The organism is Hymenobacter perfusus (genome assembly GCF_003944765.1).
Classification (GTDB): domain Bacteria; phylum Bacteroidota; class Bacteroidia; order Cytophagales; family Hymenobacteraceae; genus Hymenobacter; species Hymenobacter perfusus.
On sequence record NZ_RWIU01000007.1, the window covers coordinates 37,584 to 59,926 of the forward strand.

Here is a 22,343-nt window from a genome sequence, read left to right on the forward strand (position 1 = left end):
CAGCGGCAAAAGACAGCCCGGCTCCGCAGAGAGAACCGGAGCGTAAAGATGCGGAATCAAACCCGAGCTACCGAAGTAGTTTCAGGAGCTTCCGTAGTCGGCGTTGACCGACGCGTGGGGGCGTACAGCCAGCGTACCAGCCCCAGCAGCAGCAGCAGCACCAACCCCTGCCACAGCAGATACTGGTTGCTGGTCCAGGGGCCGATGTTCATCCAGTAGGCCTGGAAGGGCGAATTCCAGACGTATTCGTTACCAACTCCATCCCCTAACGGAAACTGGTCGTTGGGTTGCCCGAATGTGGGGTCAAAATTATTGATGCGCAGCCACACTTTCGACTGCACGAGGCACAAGCCGGCACTGGCGGCCACCGCCCACGCGCGCGGCTTCAGCTGTTGCACCACCACGGCCACCACTACCACTACCACCGGCAGCAGATTAGCCAGTTGCCGCGTTTCACAGTTCACCGAGAGCAGCAGCAACAGCACAAACAAAGCACCTATACCCAACCCCAGTTCGCGCAGGGCGGTGCACACGCGCCGCCAGTACAGCAGGGCCAGTACCACTGGCAGACCGTAGTAATTGCTGTGCGCCACAATGGCCTGTAACGGCCGGCTGATGGCTCCATACACCACGTTCACCAGAAACGTGGCTCCGTTCAGGTGCTCGTTGCCCTGCGTGCCGAGGCCACGGGTCAGGCCCAGGTACGCGGTTATTAGCACGATTACCATTACCCAAGCCCTGGGTTGCCGGAGCACTTCCCTGGCAACCCGCCATAGTTCCTGCGGGCAGCCCAGCAATGCCCGGGCCACCGTGTATTGGGTAAAAGCGCAATAAGCGGTAATCAGCGCGATGCTGAGCGGTACCAACGTAGCCTCCGTTGGGGCTACCAACATGCCTAAACTGATGTGCTTGACGTACACCGTGCCGATACACAGGCCAGCGAGAACTGTGCTACTAACGGCGGCCCACAACATGCTCAGAGGCCGGTTGCCCTGCGGGTTAACCGATAGGAAAGGTGGCAGCAGCAGCAAACACACGTTACAGTACACGGCAGTGGGCCAGACCAGCAGGGATACCAGAGCCGTCAGCAGCAGCCGAATGGGCTGGCGGGCCAAATGGTAATAGACGCTCATCATGCCCATCAGCAAGGCTGTACGGTCATAAGTGAACGGCACGTAGGTATCGTACTTCAGCGTGGCGAAGTTGAGCAGTAATCCTATGTAGCCACTCCAGGTAGCGGCGAGGGTAAGGTGCAGCAGCCGGGCCGTGCGGTGCCAGTAATACACCAGCAGTACCCCCACCACCGCATTATACAGCTCAAAATAGCGGAGCATAGCCGCATCCGTGAAGGGCAACCCCAGCAGCCGGAACGTGTAGTGCAGCAGGCCGAAAGGCAGGATGCGCTGAATACTATACGAGTTGATGCCTCGTACAAATACTGTCTGGTAAAAATCCGTAGCTACGGCTTTGTAGAAATACGCACCCTCAAAGCCAAACCCATGATTTACTGGAATAATATCCGGAAACGCTACAAACCAGCCCGATATCAGCAGTAACAGCGCCGTAAAAACCCACGCCGGGTTGCGGTACAGCCAACTCATACCATAAAGCGTACAAAAGCTCTGGCTGAGAAAAAAACTATCAGCCCCATACTCTCTTAAAATCCTCGTAATCCCGGATATAATCCGCCGGATCATACGTTCCGGATGCCAAGGCCAGCTGCACTGCCCCCGCCGAGTATTGCATAGTGTGCCAGGCGTGCGGCGGAATGTACAGCCCCACAGTGGGCTGATCCAGTACGAAAGTCTGCACGGGAGAACCTAGGACTTCCGTCGTTACTGTAATGCGTCCCGCTACGGCCACTAGCACCTGCTGCGTTTGGTGATGCGCATGCCTCCCGCGCACGATACTTTCCGGAGTGTGATAGGTCCAGAAGGTACGGGCTACCGCAAACGGAATCAGGTGGGTTCCTTCTGCTACAGTAATATAACCGATGTCAGGTGCTCCCAGCTTGGGAAACTGAATCAGGTACGGGGAAGACATGCGCAAAACACAACCTAGAAGGTACGGGGGGTGTTATCCACTTGCCCGTTTACTACGCCGGGCACGTTTTCCTTGAAGTACTCCAGCGTACGGCGCAGGCCTTCGGCGCGGTCAACCTTGGGCTCCCAGCCCAGAATCTCCTTTGCCTTGGTGATATCCGGCCGCCGTTTCATGGGGTCGTTGGTGGGCAGCGGGCGGTAATCGGGCTTGAACTCCACGCCGGTAAGCCGGGCAATTTCTTCTCCGAACTCCTTAATGGTGATTTCATCGGGGTTGCCGATGTTGACGGGCAGCGGGTAATCCGACAGCAGCAGCCGGTAGATTCCTTCCACCAGATCATCCACGTAACAGAAGGCCCGGGTCTGGGAACCGTCGCCGAAAACCGTCAGGTTTTCTCCCCGCAGGGCCTGCGAGAGGAATGCTGGCAACACACGACCGTCGTTGAGGCGCATGCGGGGGCCATAGGTATTGAAGATGCGGATGATACGGGTTTCCAAGCCGTGGTGCGTGTGGTAGGCCATGGTAATGGCTTCCTGGAACCGCTTGGCCTCATCGTAGCAGCCGCGCGGCCCCACCGGGTTCACGTTGCCATAGTATTCCTCCACCTGCGGATGCACCTCCGGGTCGCCATACACCTCCGAGGTGCTGGCAATTAGAACGCGGGCATTTTTCACGCGGGCCAGGCCCAGCAGGTTGTGGGTACCCAGTGAGCCCACCTTCAGCGTCTGAATCGGAATCTTCAGGTAATCGATGGGCGAAGCGGGAGAGGCAAAGTGCAGAATGTAGTCCAGCTGGCCGGGCACAAAAACGAACTTCGATACATCGTGATGATGAAACTCGAAGTTTTCCTTGCCGAACAGGTGCTCAATGTTCTTCAGGTCACCGGTCACCAGGTTATCCATGGCAATGACATGGTACCCTTCGGCCATGAACCTGTCGCAGAGGTGCGAGCCAAGAAAACCAGCGCCGCCGGTTATCAGAATTCTTTTTTTGTCAGCCATACTACGTTGATATTTTGACTGATAGCGGTTAGCTAGCAGCGTTTCTGTGACAGGAGCAAAATCAGGAGCGGAAAGCCAATAGCCGGCAGCCATGAGCCGTTCACTTCTTTATGCCGGTTCGTGGTGAGCCGTCCGGATGCCGATGCAATGGTAGGCAAAACCGGCTTCTTTCAGCTCGGCGGCATCGTAGATATTACGACCATCGAAGATAACCTTCTGCTTGAGCAACCGGCTCATTACCTCAAAGTTAGGCACCCGAAACTCGGGCCACTCCGTCACGATGAGCAGGGCATCCGCATCGATGAGGGCTTCCATCTGGTCTTTGGCGTAGGTGATGGTATCCCCCAGCGAGTGTTTGGCCTCGGGCATAGCCACCGGGTCGTAGGCTGTCACGGTGCAGCCTTCGGCCAGCAGCTTCTCAATAATAACCAACGACGGAGCTTCACGCATGTCGTCGGTTTTGGGCTTGAACGACAGGCCCCACACGGCCATTTTCTTACCCTGCAGCTCGCCACCAAAGTGCTTTTTCACCTTGTCGAACAGTACTTCCTTCTGGGCGTCATTCACGCTTTCCACGGCCTGGAGCACCTGCATCTGGTAGCCGTTTTCCTGGGCCGTTTTGATGAGCGCCTTCACGTCTTTGGGGAAGCAGGAGCCGCCGTAGCCGATACCGGGGTAAATGAACTTGGTGCCGATACGAGCATCGGAACCGATGCCTTTGCGCACCATGTTTACATCGGCCCCCATGATTTCGCACAGGTTGGCAATGTCGTTCATGAACGAAATTTTGGTGGCCAGCATGGAGTTGGCCGCGTATTTCGTCATTTCCGCCGACGGAATATCCATGAAGATAATCGGGTGGCCGTTGAGCAGGAAGGGCTTGTAGAGCTTGGTCATTACTTCCTCGGCGCGTTCCGACGCCACACCTACCACAATGCGGTCGGGCTTCAGAAAGTCGTCGATGGCCGCCCCTTCCTTCAGGAACTCGGGGTTGGAGGCCACGTCGAAGTCGATGGTTTCGTTGCGTTTGGCCAGGGCGTCGGTAATTTCCTTGCGCACCTTAGCGGCCGTACCTACCGGCACCGTGCTCTTGGTCACGATTACGCCGTAGTTGGTCATGTTCTCACCAATTTCCCGGGCCACGCCCAGCACGTACTTCAGGTCGGCCGAACCGTCCTCGCCGGGAGGAGTTCCCACGGCAATGAAAGCTACGTCGCAGTCTTTGATGGCCTCGCTGAGTTTGGTGGAAAAATGCAGGCGGCCGGCGGCCACGTTGCGCGACACCATTTCCTCCAGCCCCGGCTCATAAATGGGCAGAATACCCTGGTGCAGGTTGTCAATCTTGCGCTGGTCAATATCGATGCAGGTTACATCAATACCCACTTCGGCGAAGCAGGTGCCCGTCACGAGGCCTACGTAGCCAGTGCCTACTACTGCAATTTTCATATGAAGAAGTCTATCGGTAGAGTGTCAAAGAATGTTCTTGTGCCGCCTGGGCCGGCTGTTGATCAGCTGGACAAGCCGTATTTGATGATGCAGTAGATGGCCCGGAATCCGTCGCGCCAGCCTATCTTCTTGCCCTCAGCGTAGGTGCGGCCGTAGTAGCTGATGCCTACTTCGTAAATGCGTACGTTGGGGACGCGCGCCATTTTGAGCGTCACTTCCGGCTCGAAGCCGAAACGTTTTTCCTCCAGCGTCAGGCCCTGCACAATGTCGCGGCGGAACAGCTTGTAGCAGGTTTCCATATCCGTGAGATTCAGGTTGGAAAACGCGTTGCACAGAGAAGTCAGCCACTTGTTCCCGATGCTGTGCCAGAAGAACAGAATGCGGTGGGGCTTGCCGCCCATGAAGCGGGAGCCGTATACTACGTCGGCCATACCGCGCAGCACGGGCCGCAGCAGCACGTTGTATTCCTCGGGGTCGTACTCCAGGTCGGCATCCTGAATGATGAGGTAGTCGCCGGTTGCTTCCCGGATGCCGGTGTGCAGCGCGGCCCCTTTTCCCTGGTTTACTTCGTGCTTGCGGTACTGAATCGGCAGGTCGGGGTTGGCCGCCATGTACTGCTGGATGGCCTGCTCCGTATTGTCGCGGGAGCAGTCATTCACAATGATTACCTCCTTGGTAAAACCGCCAATCAACTCTACCGCCTTCACCTGATCCAAGATCAGGTGGATAGTTGCTCCTTCATTGTAAGCCGGAATGATGATGGAAAGCTTACGCGGGGGAACAGGTGCCGACATAGCAAAAGGAAAAGCAGAAGGTAAAATCAGGAGATAAAGCGGTAAAAAACGAAGCGGTTATGCCGCCATCCACCGCTTCCACCACCACTGGAACACGATGAGCGCCCAGATACGGGCATGCACGTCGCCGGGGCTGCTGCTAAACAGCTGCTTCTTCAGGCCCCGGATAGCGTCCACGTCGAATACGCCCTGGGCCTCGATGAAGCCATCGGACAGTAAATCGTCCTCAATCAGGGGGCGCAGCTCGCCCCGGAACCACTTGAGCAGCGGCACTTCGAAGCCGTGCTTGGGGCGCTTGTATAGCTCCTCGGGCAGCATGGGCCGGAAGGCATCCTGCACAATCTTCTTCTTCATGTTCGCATCAATCTTGCTGCTGACGGGCAACGAGAAGGCGAAACGCACCACGTTGGGATCGAGGAAGGGCGGGCGCACCTCCAGGGAGTTGGCCATGCTCATCAGGTCCACTTTGGCCAGCATGTCGTAGGGCAGCACCAGCTTGGTATCAGTGAGCAGTACTTCGTTCAGGTCGCCGTCGGCGTGCAGGTCCTCTAGAATGTCGCGGCGGCGCTTCTCGGCCAGCTTCCGGCCCACTTTGCGGCGGGACGCGGCGCTGAGCAGGCCCCGAGCATCCTTCTCGGAAGCAAACGAGGCCCAATCCCAGTACCGGTCTTTGGGGCCGCTGAGCATGCCGCGCGAGAACCGCTGGAACTGGCGGATTTTGTTGCCAAAAAACGAGTTGCGCGACTTGGGCAGCACGTCCCAGAGCAAGTTGAGGCCGGTAACGGCTTCGGCCTTGAAGCCGCCCTGCCGCACCTGGAACTCGCCCATGTGCTTGTTGTAGCCAGCAAAAATCTCGTCGGCACCGTCGCCGCTCAGGGCCACGGTGGCTTTTTCGCGGGTGCGCTTGCTGAGGATGTACACCGCCAGGGCCGAGGAATCGGCAAAGGGCTCATCAAGGTAGTTCAGGACGTCGAAGATGTGGTCGTAGAGGTCCTGATTCTTCAGCGAGAAAACCGTGTGGTTGGTCTTGTACCGGTCGGCTACCAGCTTGGCGTACTTGGTTTCGTCGAAGAACGGCTCATCGGCAAAGCCGATGCTGAACGTGTTCAGGTGCTGGGTGTGGCGCGAGGCCAGGGCCACGACTACCGACGAATCAATACCGCCGCTCAGGAACGCGCCCACGGGCACATCGGCCACGAGACGGCGGGCGGTGGCGTCGTCCAGCAGTTCCACCAGCTTCTTCTGCTGCTGCTCGTAGCTGGTCTTGTTTTTCTCAACCTTTTTGGGGTCGTAGGGAATCTTGTACCAGCGCTTCTTCACCACCTTCTTGCCCTTCACGAACAGGTAGTGACCGGGCAACAATTTCTTCACGCCTTTGAAAATGGTGGCGGGACCGGGAATGTAGTTGAGCTGCAGGTAATGGCTCAGGGCCACGTAATCGAGCTTGCGCGGAATGCCCAGGGCCAGCAACGACTTCATCTCAGAGGCAAACAGCAGCTTGTCCTCGTCGCGGTACACCAGCAGAGGCTTCTCCCCCATCCGGTCACGGGCCAGGAAGATGGAATCTTCCTCCTTGTCGTAAATGGCGAAGTCGAAAAAGCCGTTGAGCTTCTTCAGGAAGTTGCGCCCCTCCGAGATGTAGAGATGCAATACCACTTCGGTATCGGTCTGGGAATGAAAGTGGTGCCCCTTGGCCACCAGCTTCTGGCGCAGCTCTTTAAAGTTGAATATTTCGCCGTTGAAGACGATGGTATAGCGACCCGACTCGTCGGTCATGGGCTGGTTGCCGTCGGCCGAGAGGTCGAGGATGGCCAGGCGCCGGAAACCCAGGCCGCACCGCTCGTACACGAAGTGACCCTGGGAGTCAGGGCCACGGCTGACGATGGCATCGGTTGAGGCGCGCAGCGAGGCCAGCGAACTGCGACCTGCGTCGGTAAAAGCGAATACTCCGGAGATTCCACACATAAGGCGGGCAAAAGTACGAACTATCGGGACTTGAGTTCTTAAAAAAACTCCCGTGCCCGCCCGCAACCAAAGCCGGGCCACCTTAGTACACCCCTCATACACTCCCCTCCCACCACTTTCTCCTTCCCATGACACTGCAAGATAAAATGAGCCTTCAGCAAGATTTCGAAGCCGCCGTATCCCGCGTAGACGGGCTGCCCGGCGACCAGGCCGCCGCCCACATGACCGATCTGTACGGTCTCTACAAGCAAGCCACCGAGGGCGACCATGACACCAAGCGCGACGAAGTAGGCGACGACACGCCCGATAACCCCAACGGCCCCGAGGGCCTGTCGCAGGCCCAGTGGGATGCCTGGAGCAAGTATAAGGGCACCGACCAAGACGAGGCCCGCCGCCAGTACATCGAGAAGGTGAACAGCCTTGCCGGTCCGGTAAGTGAGAAAGCCAACATCATTACCGGCAACGGCCACCCCGCCACCGGCTCACAGGTAAGTGGTGCCGACGCCGCTTCCAGCCCGGAAGTACAAGCCGACGACAACACGACACTTTCGCAGCAGCCTACCGGCGGACCCGGCGTATCGCAGGGCGGCCTGCGCGGCGACATTACGGCCGGCGCGCCCTACGGCGGCGAAGACAAGCTGAAAGGCGAGCAAAGCTAAATCACAGATGTTGCGGATGAAGCCGCAGATAACACAGATTTTTTTCCTCATCTCATCTGATAACACAAAAGGCCTCCCGCACGGGAGGTCTTTTGTGTTATCAGATGGGTCAGCTAAAGTCGTAATCCGTGAGGACGTTGTAGCTGTAATCTTTACAGCTGCATCACCGGTAATACAGAACGAATCTGCGGTATCTGCGGCTTCATCCGCAACATCTGTGATTTAGAAGATTTTGCCCGGATTCAGGATGCCGTGGGGGTCGAATACACCTTTGATGCCGCGCATCAGGTTCAGGTTGGCTTCCTGCAGGGCAATGCCGATGTAGCCTTTCTGCACCAGCCCGATACCGTGCTCCCCCGAGATGGTGCCGCCCAGCTTCACGCACAGCTCAAATATCTCGGTGATGGGCTGGCGCAGGCCCACGTTCCACATTTCGTCGTCCAGGTCGCCGCGGATGATGTTCACGTGCAGGTTGCCGTCGCCGGCGTGACCGTAGCACACGCTCTTGAAGCCGTAGCGGGCCCCGATTTCTTTCACGCCCTTGAGCAAAGTTGGCAGCTCGGCGCGGGGCACCACGGTGTCTTCCTCCTTATACACCGAGTTGTAGCGCACCGAATTGCCAATGTTGCGGCGGATTTTCCAGAGCTCGTCCTTTTGGGTGGCGTTATCGGCCAGCAAAATTTCGCCCACGTCGTAGCGTTCCAGCACGGCGTACACTTGCTCCGCTTCCTTATATAGCTCGTCGAGGTCTTGGCCATCGAGCTCAATGAGCAGATGGGCCGTAATGTCCTCGGGCAGTGTAAGCGGGATTTTCAGGTAGTCCGACGACCAAGAAATGGCCTCGCGCTCCATAAACTCCATGCCCGACGGAATGATGCCGGCCCGGAATACCGCCGATACGGCCTCGGCCGCCTGCGCCTCCTGACGGAAGGGCACCAACATCAGAATATTATGCTTGGGGTAAGGCAGCAGCCGAAACACCACTTTGGTGATGATACCCAGCGTGCCTTCCGAGCCGACCATCAGCTGGGTGAGGTTGTAGCCGGTGGAGTTCTTGAGCGTATTAGCCGCCGTCCAGATGATTTCCCCCGTGGGCAGCACTACCTGCAGGTTCAGTACATAGTCGCGGGTGGTACCGTATTTCACGGCCTTGGGGCCGCCGCTGCTGTGGGCCAGGTTGCCGCCCAGAAAGCAGCTGCCTTTGCTGGCGGGGTCGGGCGGATAGAATAGTCCCACGGCCTGCACCGCCTGCTGGAAAGCTTCATTCACTACGCCCGGTTCCACGGTAGCCTGCAGATTCCGCTCATCGATTTCCAGGATGCGGTTTAGCCGCTCGGTGCTCAGCACCACGCCGTGGTGAATGGGCAATGCCCCACCGCTCAGGCCGGTACCCGCGCCACGCGGCGTTACGGGAATGTGGTGCTCGTGGCAGAGGCGCACAATACGGCTGATTTCCTCGGCGTTACCGGGCCGGAGCACTACATCGGGGGCAAAATACAGGTCTTCGGTATGGTCGCGGCCGTAGTCGGCGTACACGTCCGCCTCCACGCGCTGAGCCGTGAGAACGTGGGCCGGGCCAACAATGGCCTCAAATTCGGCCACCAGGGCAAGAGTCAGGAGTTGAAAGTCCATAGAAAGATGAGGGGTAAAATGGAGGCTTCGCGTATCTTTGCCCCAATGCGGGAACACGTTACGAAGGTACGGCATTCAGCACAGTGGCACCGGCTGCTCTCTACAGTACTATTACTACTGGTAGTAAGTTGGCTGGCCGCCTGTGGCACCACCAGCAAGGTAAACTACCGCAACGGCCGGTACTACTCAGCGCGGGACATGGCCCGGATGAAAGCCGCCGGACGCGGGCGCGGCGCAGCGCCGGTCAAGTCGAAAGCCAAAACTTCCACGGCGGCCGGTAAAAGCAAAACGGTGGTTCGCCGGCCGGCGGCCCGACCCCTCCCGGCCAACGTGCCCGCCCAACTGGCGGCCGTCATCGAAACGGCCCGCTCCTATCAGGGCACTCCCTACAAATACGGCGGTACTTCCCGCCTCGGCATGGACTGCTCCGGACTCTTGCACGAGTCGTTTGCGGCCATAAACCTGAGCATTCCGCGCTCCAGCAATGAACAGGCCGTATGGGGTGAACCTATTAAACCACAGGATTTACGGCCGGGTGATTTGGTATTTTTCGGAGCTTCACCTGGCAGCAGCACCATCACCCACGTGGGAATGGTGACGGAAGCTTCGCCGGAAAGCGTTCAGTTCATTCACTCTTCCAGCTCCTTAGGTGTTATTGAAAACGCCCTGGAAACGGACTACTACCTCAGCAGATTCATTAAAGCTGTGCGGCCCAGATTGTGAATTTCCCTCTTACCTTTGCGTCCGAAAAGCGCGCAATTTTTCCTCAAAGCGTAACATTGCGGTAACGCAAACAGCTGCTGCAACCAGTACTTTTGCGGCGTTTTTCCGGCATAGAAAACACCCCTTTTCACCAATCCCCCCTTTGTATGAAACGCAATCTTTACGCTTCGGTGGCTATAGTGCCCCTGGCGGTCATGTCAGCGCAACTGAGTTGGGCACAGGTGACTACTTCTGCGATGAACGGTATTATTACCGATAAGAGCGGAGAAGGTCTGCCGGGCGCCACAGTAATTGCGGTACACACGCCGACCAATACGCAGTACGTAGCCCCCACCAACTCGGAAGGTCGCTTCAACCTGCAGAACATGCGGGTAGGAGGTCCTTACACTATCCGGGTTTCCTTCGTTGGCTACAAGGAGTCTGTACGTGAAAACATCTTCCTGACCCTGGGACAAAACCAACGTTTGGATATCAATCTGAGCGAGACAGAGCAGACTTTGGCAGGTGTTACCATTACGGGTCAGCAGGACCGTGTAATAAATGCCGGCCGTACGGGAGCAGCCACGACCGTTTCTAGGGAGCAAATTCAGCGTCTACCCACCCTGAACCGCAACCTTGGCGACTTCACGCGTCTCTCGCCCCAGGCCAATGGTGGCAGCAGCAGTTCGATTGGTGGCTCAAACAACCGCTACAACAACATCACCATTGACGGCGCGGTAAACAACGACGTGTTCGGCCTTGCTAGCTCGGGTACGCCCGGCGGCCAAGCTAGCACCACGCCTATTTCTTTGGATGCTATCCAGGAAATTCAGGTAGTAGTAGCGCCCTATGATGTAACGCTTGGCAACTTTACCGGTGGTGGCGTTAACGCCGTTACCCGCTCCGGTTCAAACGACCTTTCCGCTTCTATTTATGGCTTTGGCCGTAACCAGCGTTTGGTGGGCAAAAGCGTAACGGAACCTCGCACCAAGGCTACTGATTTTTACGACTACCAGACAGGTGCCCGTGTAGGGGGAGCCATCGTGAAGGATAAGGTTTTCTTCTTCCTGAATGCCGAAATTAGCCGCCGGAGCGCTCCCTTGGGCTTCGACCCTGGTACTTCGGCCTCGCGTCTCGATGTAGGCGTAATTAATACTATTGCCTCCACTGCCTCTTCGAAGTATGGCTATACCGTAGGTGACTTCGGCAATACCAACCTGAAGCGGGAAAGCAACAAGATTTTTGGTCGTTTGGACTTCAACTTGTCCGATAACCACCAGTTGATCCTGCGTCACAACTTTGTTGATGCCTTCGATGATAACCTTTCTCGCAGCTCAACGCTATTGCGTTTTGGCAGCAACGGCTATCAATTCAGCAACAAAACCAATAGCACCGTAGCCGAATTGGACAGCCGCTTGGGCAACGTTTCGAACAAGCTGTTGCTGAGCTATTCGCGCATCCGGGATACCCGCGACACGCCTGGCTCCCTGTTCCCTACCTTCGAGATTAACGAAGCCGGTAACCGCTACACCTTCGGTACGGAGCGTAGTTCGGGTTTTAATGAGCTTGACCAGGATATCTTCGAATTTACTGATAACGTCACCCGTGCTGTCGGCAAGCACACCTTCACACTGGGTACGCACAACGAATTCTTCACATTCCGCAACCTGTTCATCAATAACGGGGTGGGATACTACCAGTTCAACACGCTGGCAGATTTCGTGAATGAGCGTCCGAACCGTTTGCAGGCGGCTTATGCTACGGCCAATAACGGAGAGTCCAAATTCAGCGCCATGCAGTTTGGCGCCTACATACAGGATGAATATTCGCCCGCTGAAAACCTACGTCTGACGATGGGTCTGCGGGTAGATGCTCCGTTCTTCTTTGACCGGCCGGGCTATAATTCCGGCTTTTCGGAAGGCTCTAACTCACAGCCGGGCTTCGGTTCCAACATCAGCACCCGTAACGTGCCAAACGGCCAGTTACTGTGGGCTCCTCGCGTAGGCTTTAACTGGGATGTGAATAACGATGCCAAAGTGCAGCTGCGCGGCGGTACTGGTATCTTCACCGGCCGCGTACCCTTCGTGTGGATTTCGAACAGCTTCACCAATAGCGGCCTGATCCAGGGCGCGGTAGATGCCCGTTCTAGCACGTCCGGCGGTACTACTACGTATCCGCCCATCGTAACGGACATTACCCGTATTCCGACGGTGTTCACTACGGCTCCATACTCGCCGGTTAGAACGTCCGAAATCAACGTACTGGACAAAGATTTTAAACTGCCGCAGGTATGGCGCACGAACTTGGCCGCTGACTTCCGTCTGCCCGGTGATGTAGTGGCTACTATTGAAGGGGTGTATTCGAAAACCCTCAATGATATTTACTACCGCAACATCAACTTGGTGGCTCCTACCGGCCGCCTAACCGGCCCGGACCAGCGCCCAGTATATCCTACTGCCCGCCAGATCAACACGAACTATACCAACGTACTGCAACTCACCAACACGAGCAAGGGCTACCGGTATAGCGCCACCGGTCAGTTGCAGAAGCAATTTACCAACGGTCTGAACACTTCTGTAGCTTACACCTACGGCATGTCGAAGGAAGTGAACAGTGGTACGAGCAGCACGGCGCTATCGAACTGGCAGTTCAACCAAGTTCAGTACGATCCTAACAATCCTGAGTTAGGCTTCTCACGCAACGACCAGCGCCACCGCATTCTGGTAACAGGTGGATACACTTTCCGCTATGGTACCGATAAAATGTTTGCTACCAACATTTCGGCTATTTACGAAGGTCTGGCAGGTGCTCCCATCTCCTATGTATATGGCCAGGGCGGCCGCGACCTGAACAACGACGGCGGCTTCACCAACGACCTGATCTACATCCCGCGCGACGTACGTGACATCAACGAGATTAATCTGATTCTTGCTTCCGGCGACACCCGTACGCTTGCTCAGGTTCAGGATCAGTTGGAGGCCTTCATTCAGAACGACCCTTACCTGAATAGCCACCGTGGTCAGTTGGCTGAGCGTTTTGCTGGCCGCACTCCTTGGACGCACCAAGTTGACATCCGGATTGCTCAAGACATTAACTTCTTAGCAGGTGGCAAGAAAAACACCTTCCAAATCACCTTTGACGTGCAGAACGTAGGCAATCTGCTTAACAAAGATTGGGGTCGTCAGTACTCGGTTGCTAACAATGCCATCGAACTGCTGCGTCCGGAAGTTACAGGTGCCAACAATGTTCGTCCTAGCTTCACCTTCCCCGCTACTTTCGCCGCCAACGGCAACCGGGGTTATGACATTGCTCCCTTCGCTTCGCGCTGGCAGGGCCAGTTAGGCGTGCGCTACATATTTAACTAAGCGTAGCCTAACGATTACACAACACATTATTTTGGAAGCGGACGGAGATATTCTCCGTCCGCTTTTTTTGTACCCACAGGTTAGTTGTGACCTTCTCTAGCTCAACCGTAATTGAAGTAATAGAAACTCATTTTAATAACATTTTAATAACTTACCCAAGGTCAACTGTAAAGTACTTTTGCACCGGTTTTTCACCATTCCCCTCTTTTATGAAACGTAATCTTTACGCTTCTGTGGCCCTGGTGCCGCTGGCGGTCATGTCGGCACAGTTGAGTTGGGCGCAGGGCACCACAACTTCTGCCATGAACGGTGTCATCACCGACAAGGCGGGCGGTGGCTTACCCGGTGCAACGGTTATTGCCGTGCACAACCCTACCAACACGCAGTACGTGGCTCCTACTAACTCCGAGGGCCGCTTCAACATTCAAAACATGCGCGTAGGAGGTCCCTACACTATTCGCGTATCTTTTGTTGGTTTCAAAGAAGCAGTGCGGGAAAACATCTTCTTAAGCCTGGGCCAAAACCAGCGCCTGGACATCAACCTGAGTGAATCGGAGCAAACGCTGGGGGAGGTAGTGGTTACCGGCCGCCAGAACCCGGTTATCAACGCGGGTCGTACGGGTGCTGCTACTACAGTACAGCGGGAACAGATTGAGCGTTTACCCACCCTGAACCGCTCTTTTAACGACTTTACCCGCCTCACCCCGCAGGCTAATGGGCAGAGCTTTGGGGGCCGCAACGGTGGCTTCAATAACGTGACCATTGATGGGGCAGTTTTCAACAACGCTTTCGGCCTATCGTCTACCATTGGTGGGCAGGCTGGTGCCCAGCCCATTTCCATTGATGCCATTGAGCAGATCCAGGTAAGCCTGGCTCCGTATGATGTGCGCCAGGGTTCATTTACGGGTGCTGGCATCAACGCCGTAACCCGATCGGGCTCAAACACCGTGACAGGTTCGGCTTATTTCTATAACCGCAACCAGCGGGAGCTATTCCTGGGCCGCAAGGTGGGTGATGTGGAAGTACCGGTTACCGATTTCCGCCTGCAGAACTATGGGGTGCGCCTGGGCGGACCGATCATTAAAGACAAAGTATTCTTCTTTGTGAGTGGGGAGCGGGAGCGTCGCACCGACCCGCCATCCGGCAACTTCCTGGCCAGCAGCAGCAGCAACCCCGCCAATGGCACCAGCTACTCACAGGCTAGCGAAACCCAACTCAACAGCCTGAGCAGCTTCGTGCAGTCGCAGTTTGGTTATGAAACCGGCGCTTACCAAGGCTATAGCCAGCGCCAGAACAGTGACAAAGTAACGGCCAAGATTGACTGGAATATCTCCCAGAATCACCGCTTCAACGTCAAGTACAATTACCTGAAGTCATATGCCGATGTGCCACCGTCCAATAGCGGCGCCATCAGTACGCGTTCAGGCACGGCCTTCGGTTTACCCTATCAGGCGGCCTACTACACCATTAATAACAACCTCAACTCCTACATTGCGGAGTTGAACAGCTCGTTCGGCAGCCGCTTCTCCAACAACCTGACGGCGGGCTATACGGCCAACCGGGACTTCCGCACGCCGTTCTCGTCCATCTTTCCCTTCGTGGAAATTGGCAATGGTGTAGGCCGCACGGGTACTACCGGCGCTACCAGCCCCAATGCCACCTACACCTCGTTTGGGTACGAGCCATTCACGGCCGGCAACCTGCTGAACTCTGACACCTACCAGTTTGGCGACAACTTCACGGCTTACCTCGGCAAGCATAACGTGACGGTAGGCACCTATAACGAGTTCTATAAGTTCAAGAATGGCTTCGCGCCGAACTATAACAGCTACTACCGCTTCAACTCGCTGGAGGATTTCTACAGCGCGAATGGCTTTACCTACGACCGAGCTACCGGCCAGTACACGCCGTTCACAAACCCTAGTGCGGCCCGCGCTACGCCTTCGCAGTTCCAACTGCAGTATGCGGCCAATCCGGAAGGCCAATTCCCTTACGCCGATATCAAGGCCCAGCAGTACGGCCTCTATCTGCAGGATGAGTATACCCCCCTTACCAACCTGCGCATCACGGCCGGTATCCGCGCCGATTTGCCGGTTATTAAATCCGATGTGGCGCAGAACACGGCAGCCGCAGCGTTGAGCTTCCGCAACGGGGAGAAAATTAACACGGGTGAGTTGCCCAAGAAGCAGGTGCTGTTTTCCCCTCGCGTTGGATTCAACTGGGATGTGAACAACGACAAGAAAACCCAGTTACGCGGCGGTACCGGTATCTTCACTGGCCGGGTGCCCTTCGTGTGGATTTCCAACCAGGCCAGCAACAACGGAGTTCTGTTTGGCTCTGTTGCCGCAACCAGCGCCGCCGCTGCCGCTAACTACCCCTTCTCCGCAGATGTAGCCAAGTATATTCCCGCCTCGCGCGCGGCCAATACTACGTACAACTTGGCTGTAACCGAAAAAGACTTCAAGTTCCCGCAGGTATGGCGCTCCAACTTGGCGCTCGACCAGGATCTGGGCGCGGGCTTCGTGGCCACGCTGGAAGGCTTCTACACCAAGGATATGAACGCGGTGTATCACCAGAACGTGAACCTACCCAATTCGACGCTTAACTCCGCTGGTGCCGATAACCGTCCAATTTTCTACGACCTGTCGCGCAGCACCATCAACGCGGCTGGCCTGTACACCGGTACTGGTCTGGTAGCCAACAACCGCATCTATGGTGGACAGGGTGGTGCTACCGCCGCCAACCCTAACATCACGGACGCCATTGTGATGAAGAATACGAACAAGGGCTACTCCTATGCTCTGACCGCGCAGGTGCAGAAAAATTTCAGCAGCGGTCTGTTCGCCAGCTTAGCTTATACCTACTCTGATTCCCGCTCGGTAAACGATGGCGGCTCCATAGCCCAGTCGATCTGGCGTGACCGTTCGGTGTCCGGCGACCCGAATGCTGATGTATTGAGCTATTCGCAGTTTCTGCAGCGCCACCGCGTAATTGCGGTAGCCTCCTACCGTAAGGAGTACCTCAACCACTTGGGCACCACGCTGTCTGTGTTCTACACCGGTTCACCGCTAGGCCGCTTCAGCTATCTGTACTCAGGCGACATGAACGGCGACAGCCAGTCAAACGACTTGGTGTACATCCCGCGTAACCAAGGTGAAATCGTGTTGCGCGATGTAACGCTAACGGCGGCTCAAGGTGGTGGCGTATACAGCGCCAGCCAGCAGTGGGCTGATCTGGACAAATACATCAGCCAGGATGATTACCTGAGCAAGCACCGTGGCGAGCACGCCGAGCGTAACGGGGGTGAGTTGCCGTGGTTGCATCAGGTAGACGTGAAATTGCTACAGGACCTATTTGTGGACTTGGGCAAGAACCGTAACACCCTGCAGCTAAGCGTGGACATCTTCAACATTGGCAACCTGCTCAACAGCGACTGGGGCACGCTGCGTACACCTAACCGTACCAACCTGCTTACCTTCCAAGGTTACACCGCTCAGGGTCAGCCCGCCTTCACGTTCCCCTACCTCACCAATCCATCGTCGACCACGGTAAGCGGTACTACCACCGTTACGCCGGGCGTACCGCTCAACAGCACCTTCCGCGACAACGTGACCACCATCGGCTCACGCTGGCAGGCACAGGTGGGCGTACGCTACATCTTCAACTAAGCCTCAACCACTTAGCCGCTTAAAAGTGGGCTGACGGTATCGTCAGCCCACTTTTTTTTGTTGATTCCTTGCGGATTCGAAAAGGCGTCGTACTTTTGCCAGACCAAACGCAACCGGCGGGCGGGACCCAAGTACCACAGGGGGGATTAGCTCAGCTGGCTAGAGCGCTTGCATGGCATGCAAGAGGTCATCGGTTCGACTCCGATATTCTCCACTCCTGGTTCGCCTCCGGCGAACGTATTAGCCTTACCCAACGGGGGATTAGCTCAGCTGGCTAGAGCGCTTGCATGGCATGCAAGAGGTCATCGGTTCGACTCCGATATTCTCCACTCCCGTTCCTGAAAGCCCAACCGCCCGGTTGGGCTTTTTTGTTGGCTAACGGATTCACACGGATTTTCCAGTCTGCCCGGCTTCGTTCTGGCAGAAAAACAGTTGCTTACCAGACTGACAGCTCAACAAAAAGGACCACCCTTGCAGGTGGTCCTTTTTCATTAGGCGAAAGCCAAGAGCAAAACGAATCCAAAAAATCGATCTACAGCCGTGCTTTAAACGAACAGGCCTTCTACTGAGAGGTACCGCTCACCGGTATCGTAGCAGAAGGTGAGTACGCGGCCACCCTGGGGCACTTCGTCCAGCTTTTTTGCTACGGCGGCCAGAGAAGCGCCCGATGATACCCCCATGAAGATGCCTTCTTCCCGGGCCGCCCGGCGGGCCATATCGAAGGCTTCCTGCTGGCTGACCTGAATGGTACCATCCAATACGTCCTGGTGCAGGTTGGCCGGGATAAAGCCCGCGCCGATGCCCTGAATGGGGTGCGGGCCGGGCGCGCCGCCGCTGATAACGGGTGACAGCTCAGGCTCCACGGCAAACACTTTCATGGCCGGGAACTTTGGTTTCAGCACTTCCGCCACGCCGGTGAGGTGGCCGCCGGTACCCACGCCGGTAATGTAGAAGTCGAAGCCTTCGGGTACGTCGGCCAACAGTTCCTGGGCGGTGGTTTCCTGGTGGACTTTGATGTTGGCCGCGTTTTCGAACTGCATGGGCATCCAGGCTCCGGGCGTGTCGCGCACCAGCTCGTGGGCTTTTTCGATGGCGCCCTTCATGCCTTTCTCGCGGGGCGTGAGCTCCAGGTTGGCCCCGTAGGCAGCCATCAGGCGACGACGCTCAATGCTCATGCTCTCGGGCATCACCAAGGTAATCTTATAGCCCTTCACGGCCGCTACCATAGCCAGCCCCACGCCGGTGTTGCCGGACGTCGGCTCCACAATGATGCTGTCGGGTGTCAGCAGACCGTCTTTTTCGGCCTGCTCAATCATGCTCAGGGCAATGCGGTCCTTGATGCTGCCGCCGGGGTTGGCACGTTCCAGCTTCACCCATATTTCTACATCGGGGCGGTGGGCAAACAACTTGTTGAGGCGCAGGAGCGGCGTGTTGCCGATGGTATCCAGAATGGAATTCGCTTTCATTTTTTTGAGAAGTGAGACTATGAGAAGTAAGAAGTGAGACTGTAGACCTCAGAAGTCAACTGACGTTTAGGCAAAAGGGCCGTCAAACATCCGTCTCAGGTCTCATCATCTCAACTCTAGATTGAAAACATGATATCCTCGCGGGGGTCCTGGGAGCGGGTTACGGTAATGTGGGCCTGGTGGTATACGCGGGAGTGCGACGGCACGCTTTCCGTGAGCCACACATTGCCGCCGATAATGCTGTGACTGCCCACCGTGGTACTGCCCCCCAAAATAGTGGCTCCGGCGTAAATCACCACGTTATCCTCGATGGTAGGGTGGCGCTTGATACCCTGCAAATGTTTGGCAACACTGAGCGCGCCCAGCGTGACACCCTGAAAAATCTTGACGCCCGCCCCTATTACGCAGGTTTCCCCGATTACCAGCCCCGTACCATGGTCGATGCAGAACGAAGGGCCGATGCGGGCTCCCGGATGAATATCGATGCCGGTGCGCTGGTGGGCGTATTCGCTTAGCAGGCGGGGTACCCGGGGCACGCCGCGCAGATACAGCCCGTGCCCGAAGCGGTGCATGGCAATGGCATAGAAGCCCGGGTACGTGCTTATCACTTCCTCCAGACCCTGGGCGGCAGGGTCGGCGGCGACAATGGCGGCAGCATCAAGCAGCAGGGTTTCGCGCAGTACGGGTAACCCCGCCATCAGGGCCACGGCCAGCTCCGTGGCGGACGGGGCAGCAGCTACGGCCCGGAGCAGATAGGCCAGATCATCCTGCAACAGACGCAGGGTGGCGGCAATGGCATCGGCGTCGCGCAGGGGCCGGGCCGCCCGCTCCGGGAACAGCAGCTCCAGCAACTGCTCGGCCAGCTGGCAGAAGGCCGCCGCCGGCAACGGGGCCGCCGTGTGCCGGTGAGCCTGCGCGAGGGTATGCAGAAAATCGGATTCGTAAGCAGACATAAACAAAGGAACAGCAGCCACCGGCCGCAACGGCGGAAGATAAAGCGGCCGGGACGTTTTGTAACCAGCCGCGCCTCGTAAGGTTTGGAACCGGCTTCCGGATAACCCATTGCCCGGGGGCCGCGTTAGCCCTTTATCCGCTTACTATTCCACCCTTCTTTCCTCCTGATTATGGCTGATACCACCCTCACCAAAATTGACTCCCGAAATTCCCCCACCGGCCCCGATGGCGAGAAATACCTGGCTTCCGGCATTCACGTAGCCATGCGCATGTGGGAAAATGAGCAGCCCGGCGAAGCGAAGGAGCCTTCCGTCCGCCCCTACGAAACGGTAGGTTATGTGCTTCAGGGCCGGGCCGAACTGCATCTGGAAGGCCAGATGGTGTTGCTGGAACCCGGCAACTCCTGGGTAGTTCCCAAAGGTGCCTCTCATACCTATAAAGTGCTGGAAGCCTTTTCGGCGGTAGAAGCTACTTCGCCACCGGCCCAGGTACACGGCCGCGACAAAGAATAAGCAGCAACCGGAAACGCCTGAAACGCTCCTCCCGAGGGGGAAGAAGCTGAATTCACCGCTCCAATGGTAAACTCAGCTTCTTCCCCCTCGGGAGGAGTGTTTTTGCTATTTCACCAGCTCTACCTTGTCAATTCGGTCCCCGATTTCGAGGCGGCTGGCGACGTCCATACCTTGCACCACCTGGGCGAAAATGGTGTAGCGGCCATCCAGATGAGGCGTGGGTGAGTGGGTAATAAACCACTGGCAGCTCTCGGTGTCTTTGCCGGCCGAAGCAAGGCCTACCGCGCCGGTACCGTAGTGCAAATCGGCAAATTCGGAGCGCAGGTTGTAGTCGGAGCTGCCCCACCCATCACCGCGCGGACAACCGCCCTGGGCCACAAAATTGGGCACTACGCGGTGGAAGTTTTTGCCGTTATAGAACCCCTGCTGCGTGAGCGTGACAAAGCTGGCCACGGAACCGGGGGCCTGATCTACCAGCAGCTGCATGACCACGTCGCCCTTACTGGTACGCACCACCACCCGTTGGTTGGTGGGGATAGTGGCTACCACGGCCCAGTCGATGGGGTGGGTGGCGGCGGCGGCAACGGGGGAAGGCGTGGCCGGGCGGTTCTGCAGAAAGTCGATGGTTTGCTGCAATGACTGCCAGGCCTCCAGGTCGCGGGGCAGCACCAGCCGGCTGCGGGCCTGCACCAGGAAATCAGCAGTAGGCAGCAGGCGGCGCAGATTCAGTTTCGCGTCCCGGATAGCCTCGGCAGCGGTACCCATCACAGCCACATCACCGCCGAGCACACCCCGGCGCAGCGTCAGGGCAAACTCGGGGTATCGGGCCGCCGGAAAATCCGCGTGGTGACGCATGGCAACCAGGGCTTCCATCCCATAAGTACCGATAACGACGGCCTGGTTGGGGGAAAACGTGGCCTGCTGCACGAAATCAAACGCCGCCGGATCTTCGCCCAGGGCCTTCAGCAGATAGCCTTTCTCGTAGGTATCGGTAGCTGCCGCGTACCGCTCCTGCACAGCATTCCGAATGGCGGCCCGCTCCTCGCCGGGCTGGCGCAGGGCGGCCGCCAGCAGTGTGGCCCGCACCCGCCACTGGCTCAGGCGGTTGGCTTTTTCCAGAAATACCATTCCGGGCTCATTGGTAGCGTGGGCCAGAAAGAACTCGGCGGCGGCCAGGGCTACCTGCGCATTATCGTCGGTGAGAGCGGCCCAGGCGGCTTCCTTCACCGGCGCATACATGGCAGCATTCATTGCCCGCAAGGCACTCACCCGCACGCGGTAGTCCGGGTCGCGGCGGGTAAGGCCGGCCAGCGTCCCGGGCACCGTTGGCGCGGCGGCAGCTTTGCCCAGGGCCGAGGCCGCGCCGCTGCGCACGGCGTAGCTGGCATCCTGCTGAGCTGCCGCCCCAATGGCCGCCGCGTACGGCGCCAGGTTCAGCCCCCGGGTCCGGGCCAGCGCATTGGCCGCCGCCAGCCGGGCACCCACCGGGTTTGGGCGGCCCAGCAACTGTACTAATCGGGCCACGGCCGCCTCCGAAGTCAGGCCGCGCAGGCCGGCGCGGTACAGGCCCCAGGCCTGCCCATTGAGAGCAGCTGTATCGGTAGCCAGAGAACCGGGCAGACGGGTAAGCGCACTGAGCCCGGCCCGGGAGGTGCAGCGGCCCAGGGCTTCCAGCACGTAATGCCGCACCGTAGCCTCGGGTTCCAGGGGCAGGCGCTGCAACAGCCCGGCCTCGGCCGTTGAGTCAGCCGTCTGGCCGAGGGCGTAGGCGGCCAGCTGCCGGACGCGCCACTCCGGGTCCTGTAGGGCGGCTAGCAGCTGCGGAGTGGCCTTTTTATCCTGGACCGAGGCCAGGGCCTCAGCGGCAGCCTGGCGGTAAGGAGCTTCGGAGCGGGTCAGGTATGGCAGCAGGCCCACCGTCCGGCGCTCGTCCTGCAACGTGGCAATGCGCCGCCGGACGCTGTCGGTGGCAAACTGGTTGAGCTGGGTGGAAGCAGCGCCTGAAGAAGCGGCCGGGCGTGGGGCGCAGGCAGTAAGCAACGCCGCGCCGGCAGTGGCCGCAAGAGTCGCAGCCCGACAAAGAGCAGAGTAGGTCATGGTTGGCCTAAGGTAAATACTCCGGCAGGGAAGGCAACG

General features: G+C 57.7%; 15 protein-coding genes and 2 tRNA genes. 7 read left to right on the top strand and 10 right to left on the bottom strand.

Annotation, left to right across the window (positions count from 1 at the left end; all coding sequences use genetic code 11):
* Positions 1 to 56: 56 nt before the first annotated feature.
* The 6 genes from EI293_RS17965 to asnB form a co-directional block, all read right to left on the bottom strand.
* Positions 57 to 1,601, bottom strand: coding sequence for a hypothetical protein (locus EI293_RS17965; RefSeq protein ID WP_125439939.1), 1,545 nt, complete (start codon positions 1,599 to 1,601; stop codon positions 57 to 59).
* Between the two features lie 40 nt (positions 1,602 to 1,641).
* Positions 1,642 to 2,043 (bottom strand): sugar 3,4-ketoisomerase, encoded by a 402-nt coding sequence (locus tag EI293_RS17970; RefSeq protein ID WP_125439940.1) that lies wholly within the window; start codon positions 2,041 to 2,043, stop codon positions 1,642 to 1,644.
* A gap of 14 nt (positions 2,044 to 2,057) precedes the next feature.
* The gene (locus EI293_RS17975; RefSeq protein ID WP_125439941.1) at positions 2,058 to 3,044 is read right to left on the bottom strand and encodes a UDP-glucuronic acid decarboxylase family protein; all 987 of its coding nucleotides are present in this window, start codon (positions 3,042 to 3,044) and stop codon (positions 2,058 to 2,060) included.
* A gap of 108 nt (positions 3,045 to 3,152) precedes the next feature.
* Positions 3,153 to 4,490 (bottom strand): UDP-glucose dehydrogenase family protein, encoded by a 1,338-nt coding sequence (locus tag EI293_RS17980; RefSeq protein WP_125439942.1) that lies wholly within the window; start codon positions 4,488 to 4,490, stop codon positions 3,153 to 3,155.
* 62 nt (positions 4,491 to 4,552) lie between these two features.
* On the bottom strand, positions 4,553 to 5,284 hold the full coding sequence (locus EI293_RS17985; protein WP_125439943.1) for a glycosyltransferase family 2 protein: 732 nt from the start codon (positions 5,282 to 5,284) through the stop codon (positions 4,553 to 4,555).
* A gap of 57 nt (positions 5,285 to 5,341) precedes the next feature.
* Complete coding sequence (gene asnB / locus EI293_RS17990) at positions 5,342 to 7,249, bottom strand: asparagine synthase (glutamine-hydrolyzing) (protein ID WP_125439944.1); 1,908 nt, start codon at positions 7,247 to 7,249, stop codon at positions 5,342 to 5,344.
* Positions 7,250 to 7,377: 128 nt separating this feature from the next.
* Here asnB and EI293_RS17995 point away from each other — a divergent pair, with 128 nt between their 5' ends.
* Positions 7,378 to 7,908, top strand: coding sequence for an acyl-CoA-binding protein (locus EI293_RS17995; RefSeq protein WP_125439945.1), 531 nt, complete (start codon positions 7,378 to 7,380; stop codon positions 7,906 to 7,908).
* Between the two features lie 222 nt (positions 7,909 to 8,130).
* Here the strand turns inward: EI293_RS17995 and EI293_RS18000 are convergent, their stop codons facing one another.
* Positions 8,131 to 9,540: an FAD-binding oxidoreductase gene (locus EI293_RS18000; RefSeq protein WP_125439946.1), complete on the bottom strand. Its 1,410-nt coding sequence runs from the start codon at positions 9,538 to 9,540 to the stop codon at positions 8,131 to 8,133.
* Between the two features lie 45 nt (positions 9,541 to 9,585).
* Between EI293_RS18000 and EI293_RS18005 the strand changes: the two genes are divergently transcribed.
* The 5 genes from EI293_RS18005 to EI293_RS18025 all read left to right on the top strand — a co-directional run bounded on the left by EI293_RS18005 (position 9,586) and on the right by EI293_RS18025 (position 17,604).
* Positions 9,586 to 10,263 carry a C40 family peptidase gene (locus EI293_RS18005; protein ID WP_246010723.1) on the top strand — a complete coding sequence of 226 codons (678 nt, stop codon included), beginning with the start codon at positions 9,586 to 9,588 and terminating at the stop codon, positions 10,261 to 10,263.
* 146 nt (positions 10,264 to 10,409) lie between these two features.
* The gene (locus EI293_RS18010; RefSeq protein WP_125439947.1) at positions 10,410 to 13,607 is read left to right on the top strand and encodes a TonB-dependent receptor; all 3,198 of its coding nucleotides are present in this window, start codon (positions 10,410 to 10,412) and stop codon (positions 13,605 to 13,607) included.
* 209 nt (positions 13,608 to 13,816) lie between these two features.
* Positions 13,817 to 17,275, top strand: coding sequence for a TonB-dependent receptor (locus EI293_RS18015; RefSeq protein ID WP_125439948.1), 3,459 nt, complete (start codon positions 13,817 to 13,819; stop codon positions 17,273 to 17,275).
* Positions 17,276 to 17,415: 140 nt separating this feature from the next.
* Positions 17,416 to 17,489, top strand: a tRNA-Ala gene (locus tag EI293_RS18020).
* Between the two features lie 41 nt (positions 17,490 to 17,530).
* Positions 17,531 to 17,604: transfer RNA gene (locus EI293_RS18025), tRNA-Ala, on the top strand.
* 216 nt (positions 17,605 to 17,820) lie between these two features.
* On the opposite strand, the gene cysK is transcribed toward EI293_RS18025, so the two are convergent.
* Both cysK and EI293_RS18035 read right to left on the bottom strand, forming a co-directional pair.
* Positions 17,821 to 18,741, bottom strand: a complete 921-nt coding sequence (cysK, locus tag EI293_RS18030; RefSeq protein ID WP_125439949.1) for a cysteine synthase A — start codon at positions 18,739 to 18,741, stop codon at positions 17,821 to 17,823.
* Positions 18,742 to 18,857: 116 nt separating this feature from the next.
* Entirely contained in the window at positions 18,858 to 19,694 is an 837-nt protein-coding gene (locus EI293_RS18035; protein WP_125439950.1) for a serine O-acetyltransferase, read from the bottom strand.
* 171 nt (positions 19,695 to 19,865) lie between these two features.
* Between EI293_RS18035 and EI293_RS18040 the strand changes: the two genes are divergently transcribed.
* A complete protein-coding gene (locus EI293_RS18040; RefSeq protein WP_125439951.1) occupies positions 19,866 to 20,207 on the top strand; it encodes a cupin domain-containing protein in 342 nt (113 codons plus the stop codon).
* A gap of 105 nt (positions 20,208 to 20,312) precedes the next feature.
* On the opposite strand, the gene EI293_RS18045 is transcribed toward EI293_RS18040, so the two are convergent.
* The gene (locus EI293_RS18045) at positions 20,313 to 22,304 is read right to left on the bottom strand and encodes a peptidylprolyl isomerase (RefSeq protein ID WP_125439952.1); all 1,992 of its coding nucleotides are present in this window, start codon (positions 22,302 to 22,304) and stop codon (positions 20,313 to 20,315) included.
* Between the last annotated feature and the right edge of the window lie 39 nt (positions 22,305 to 22,343).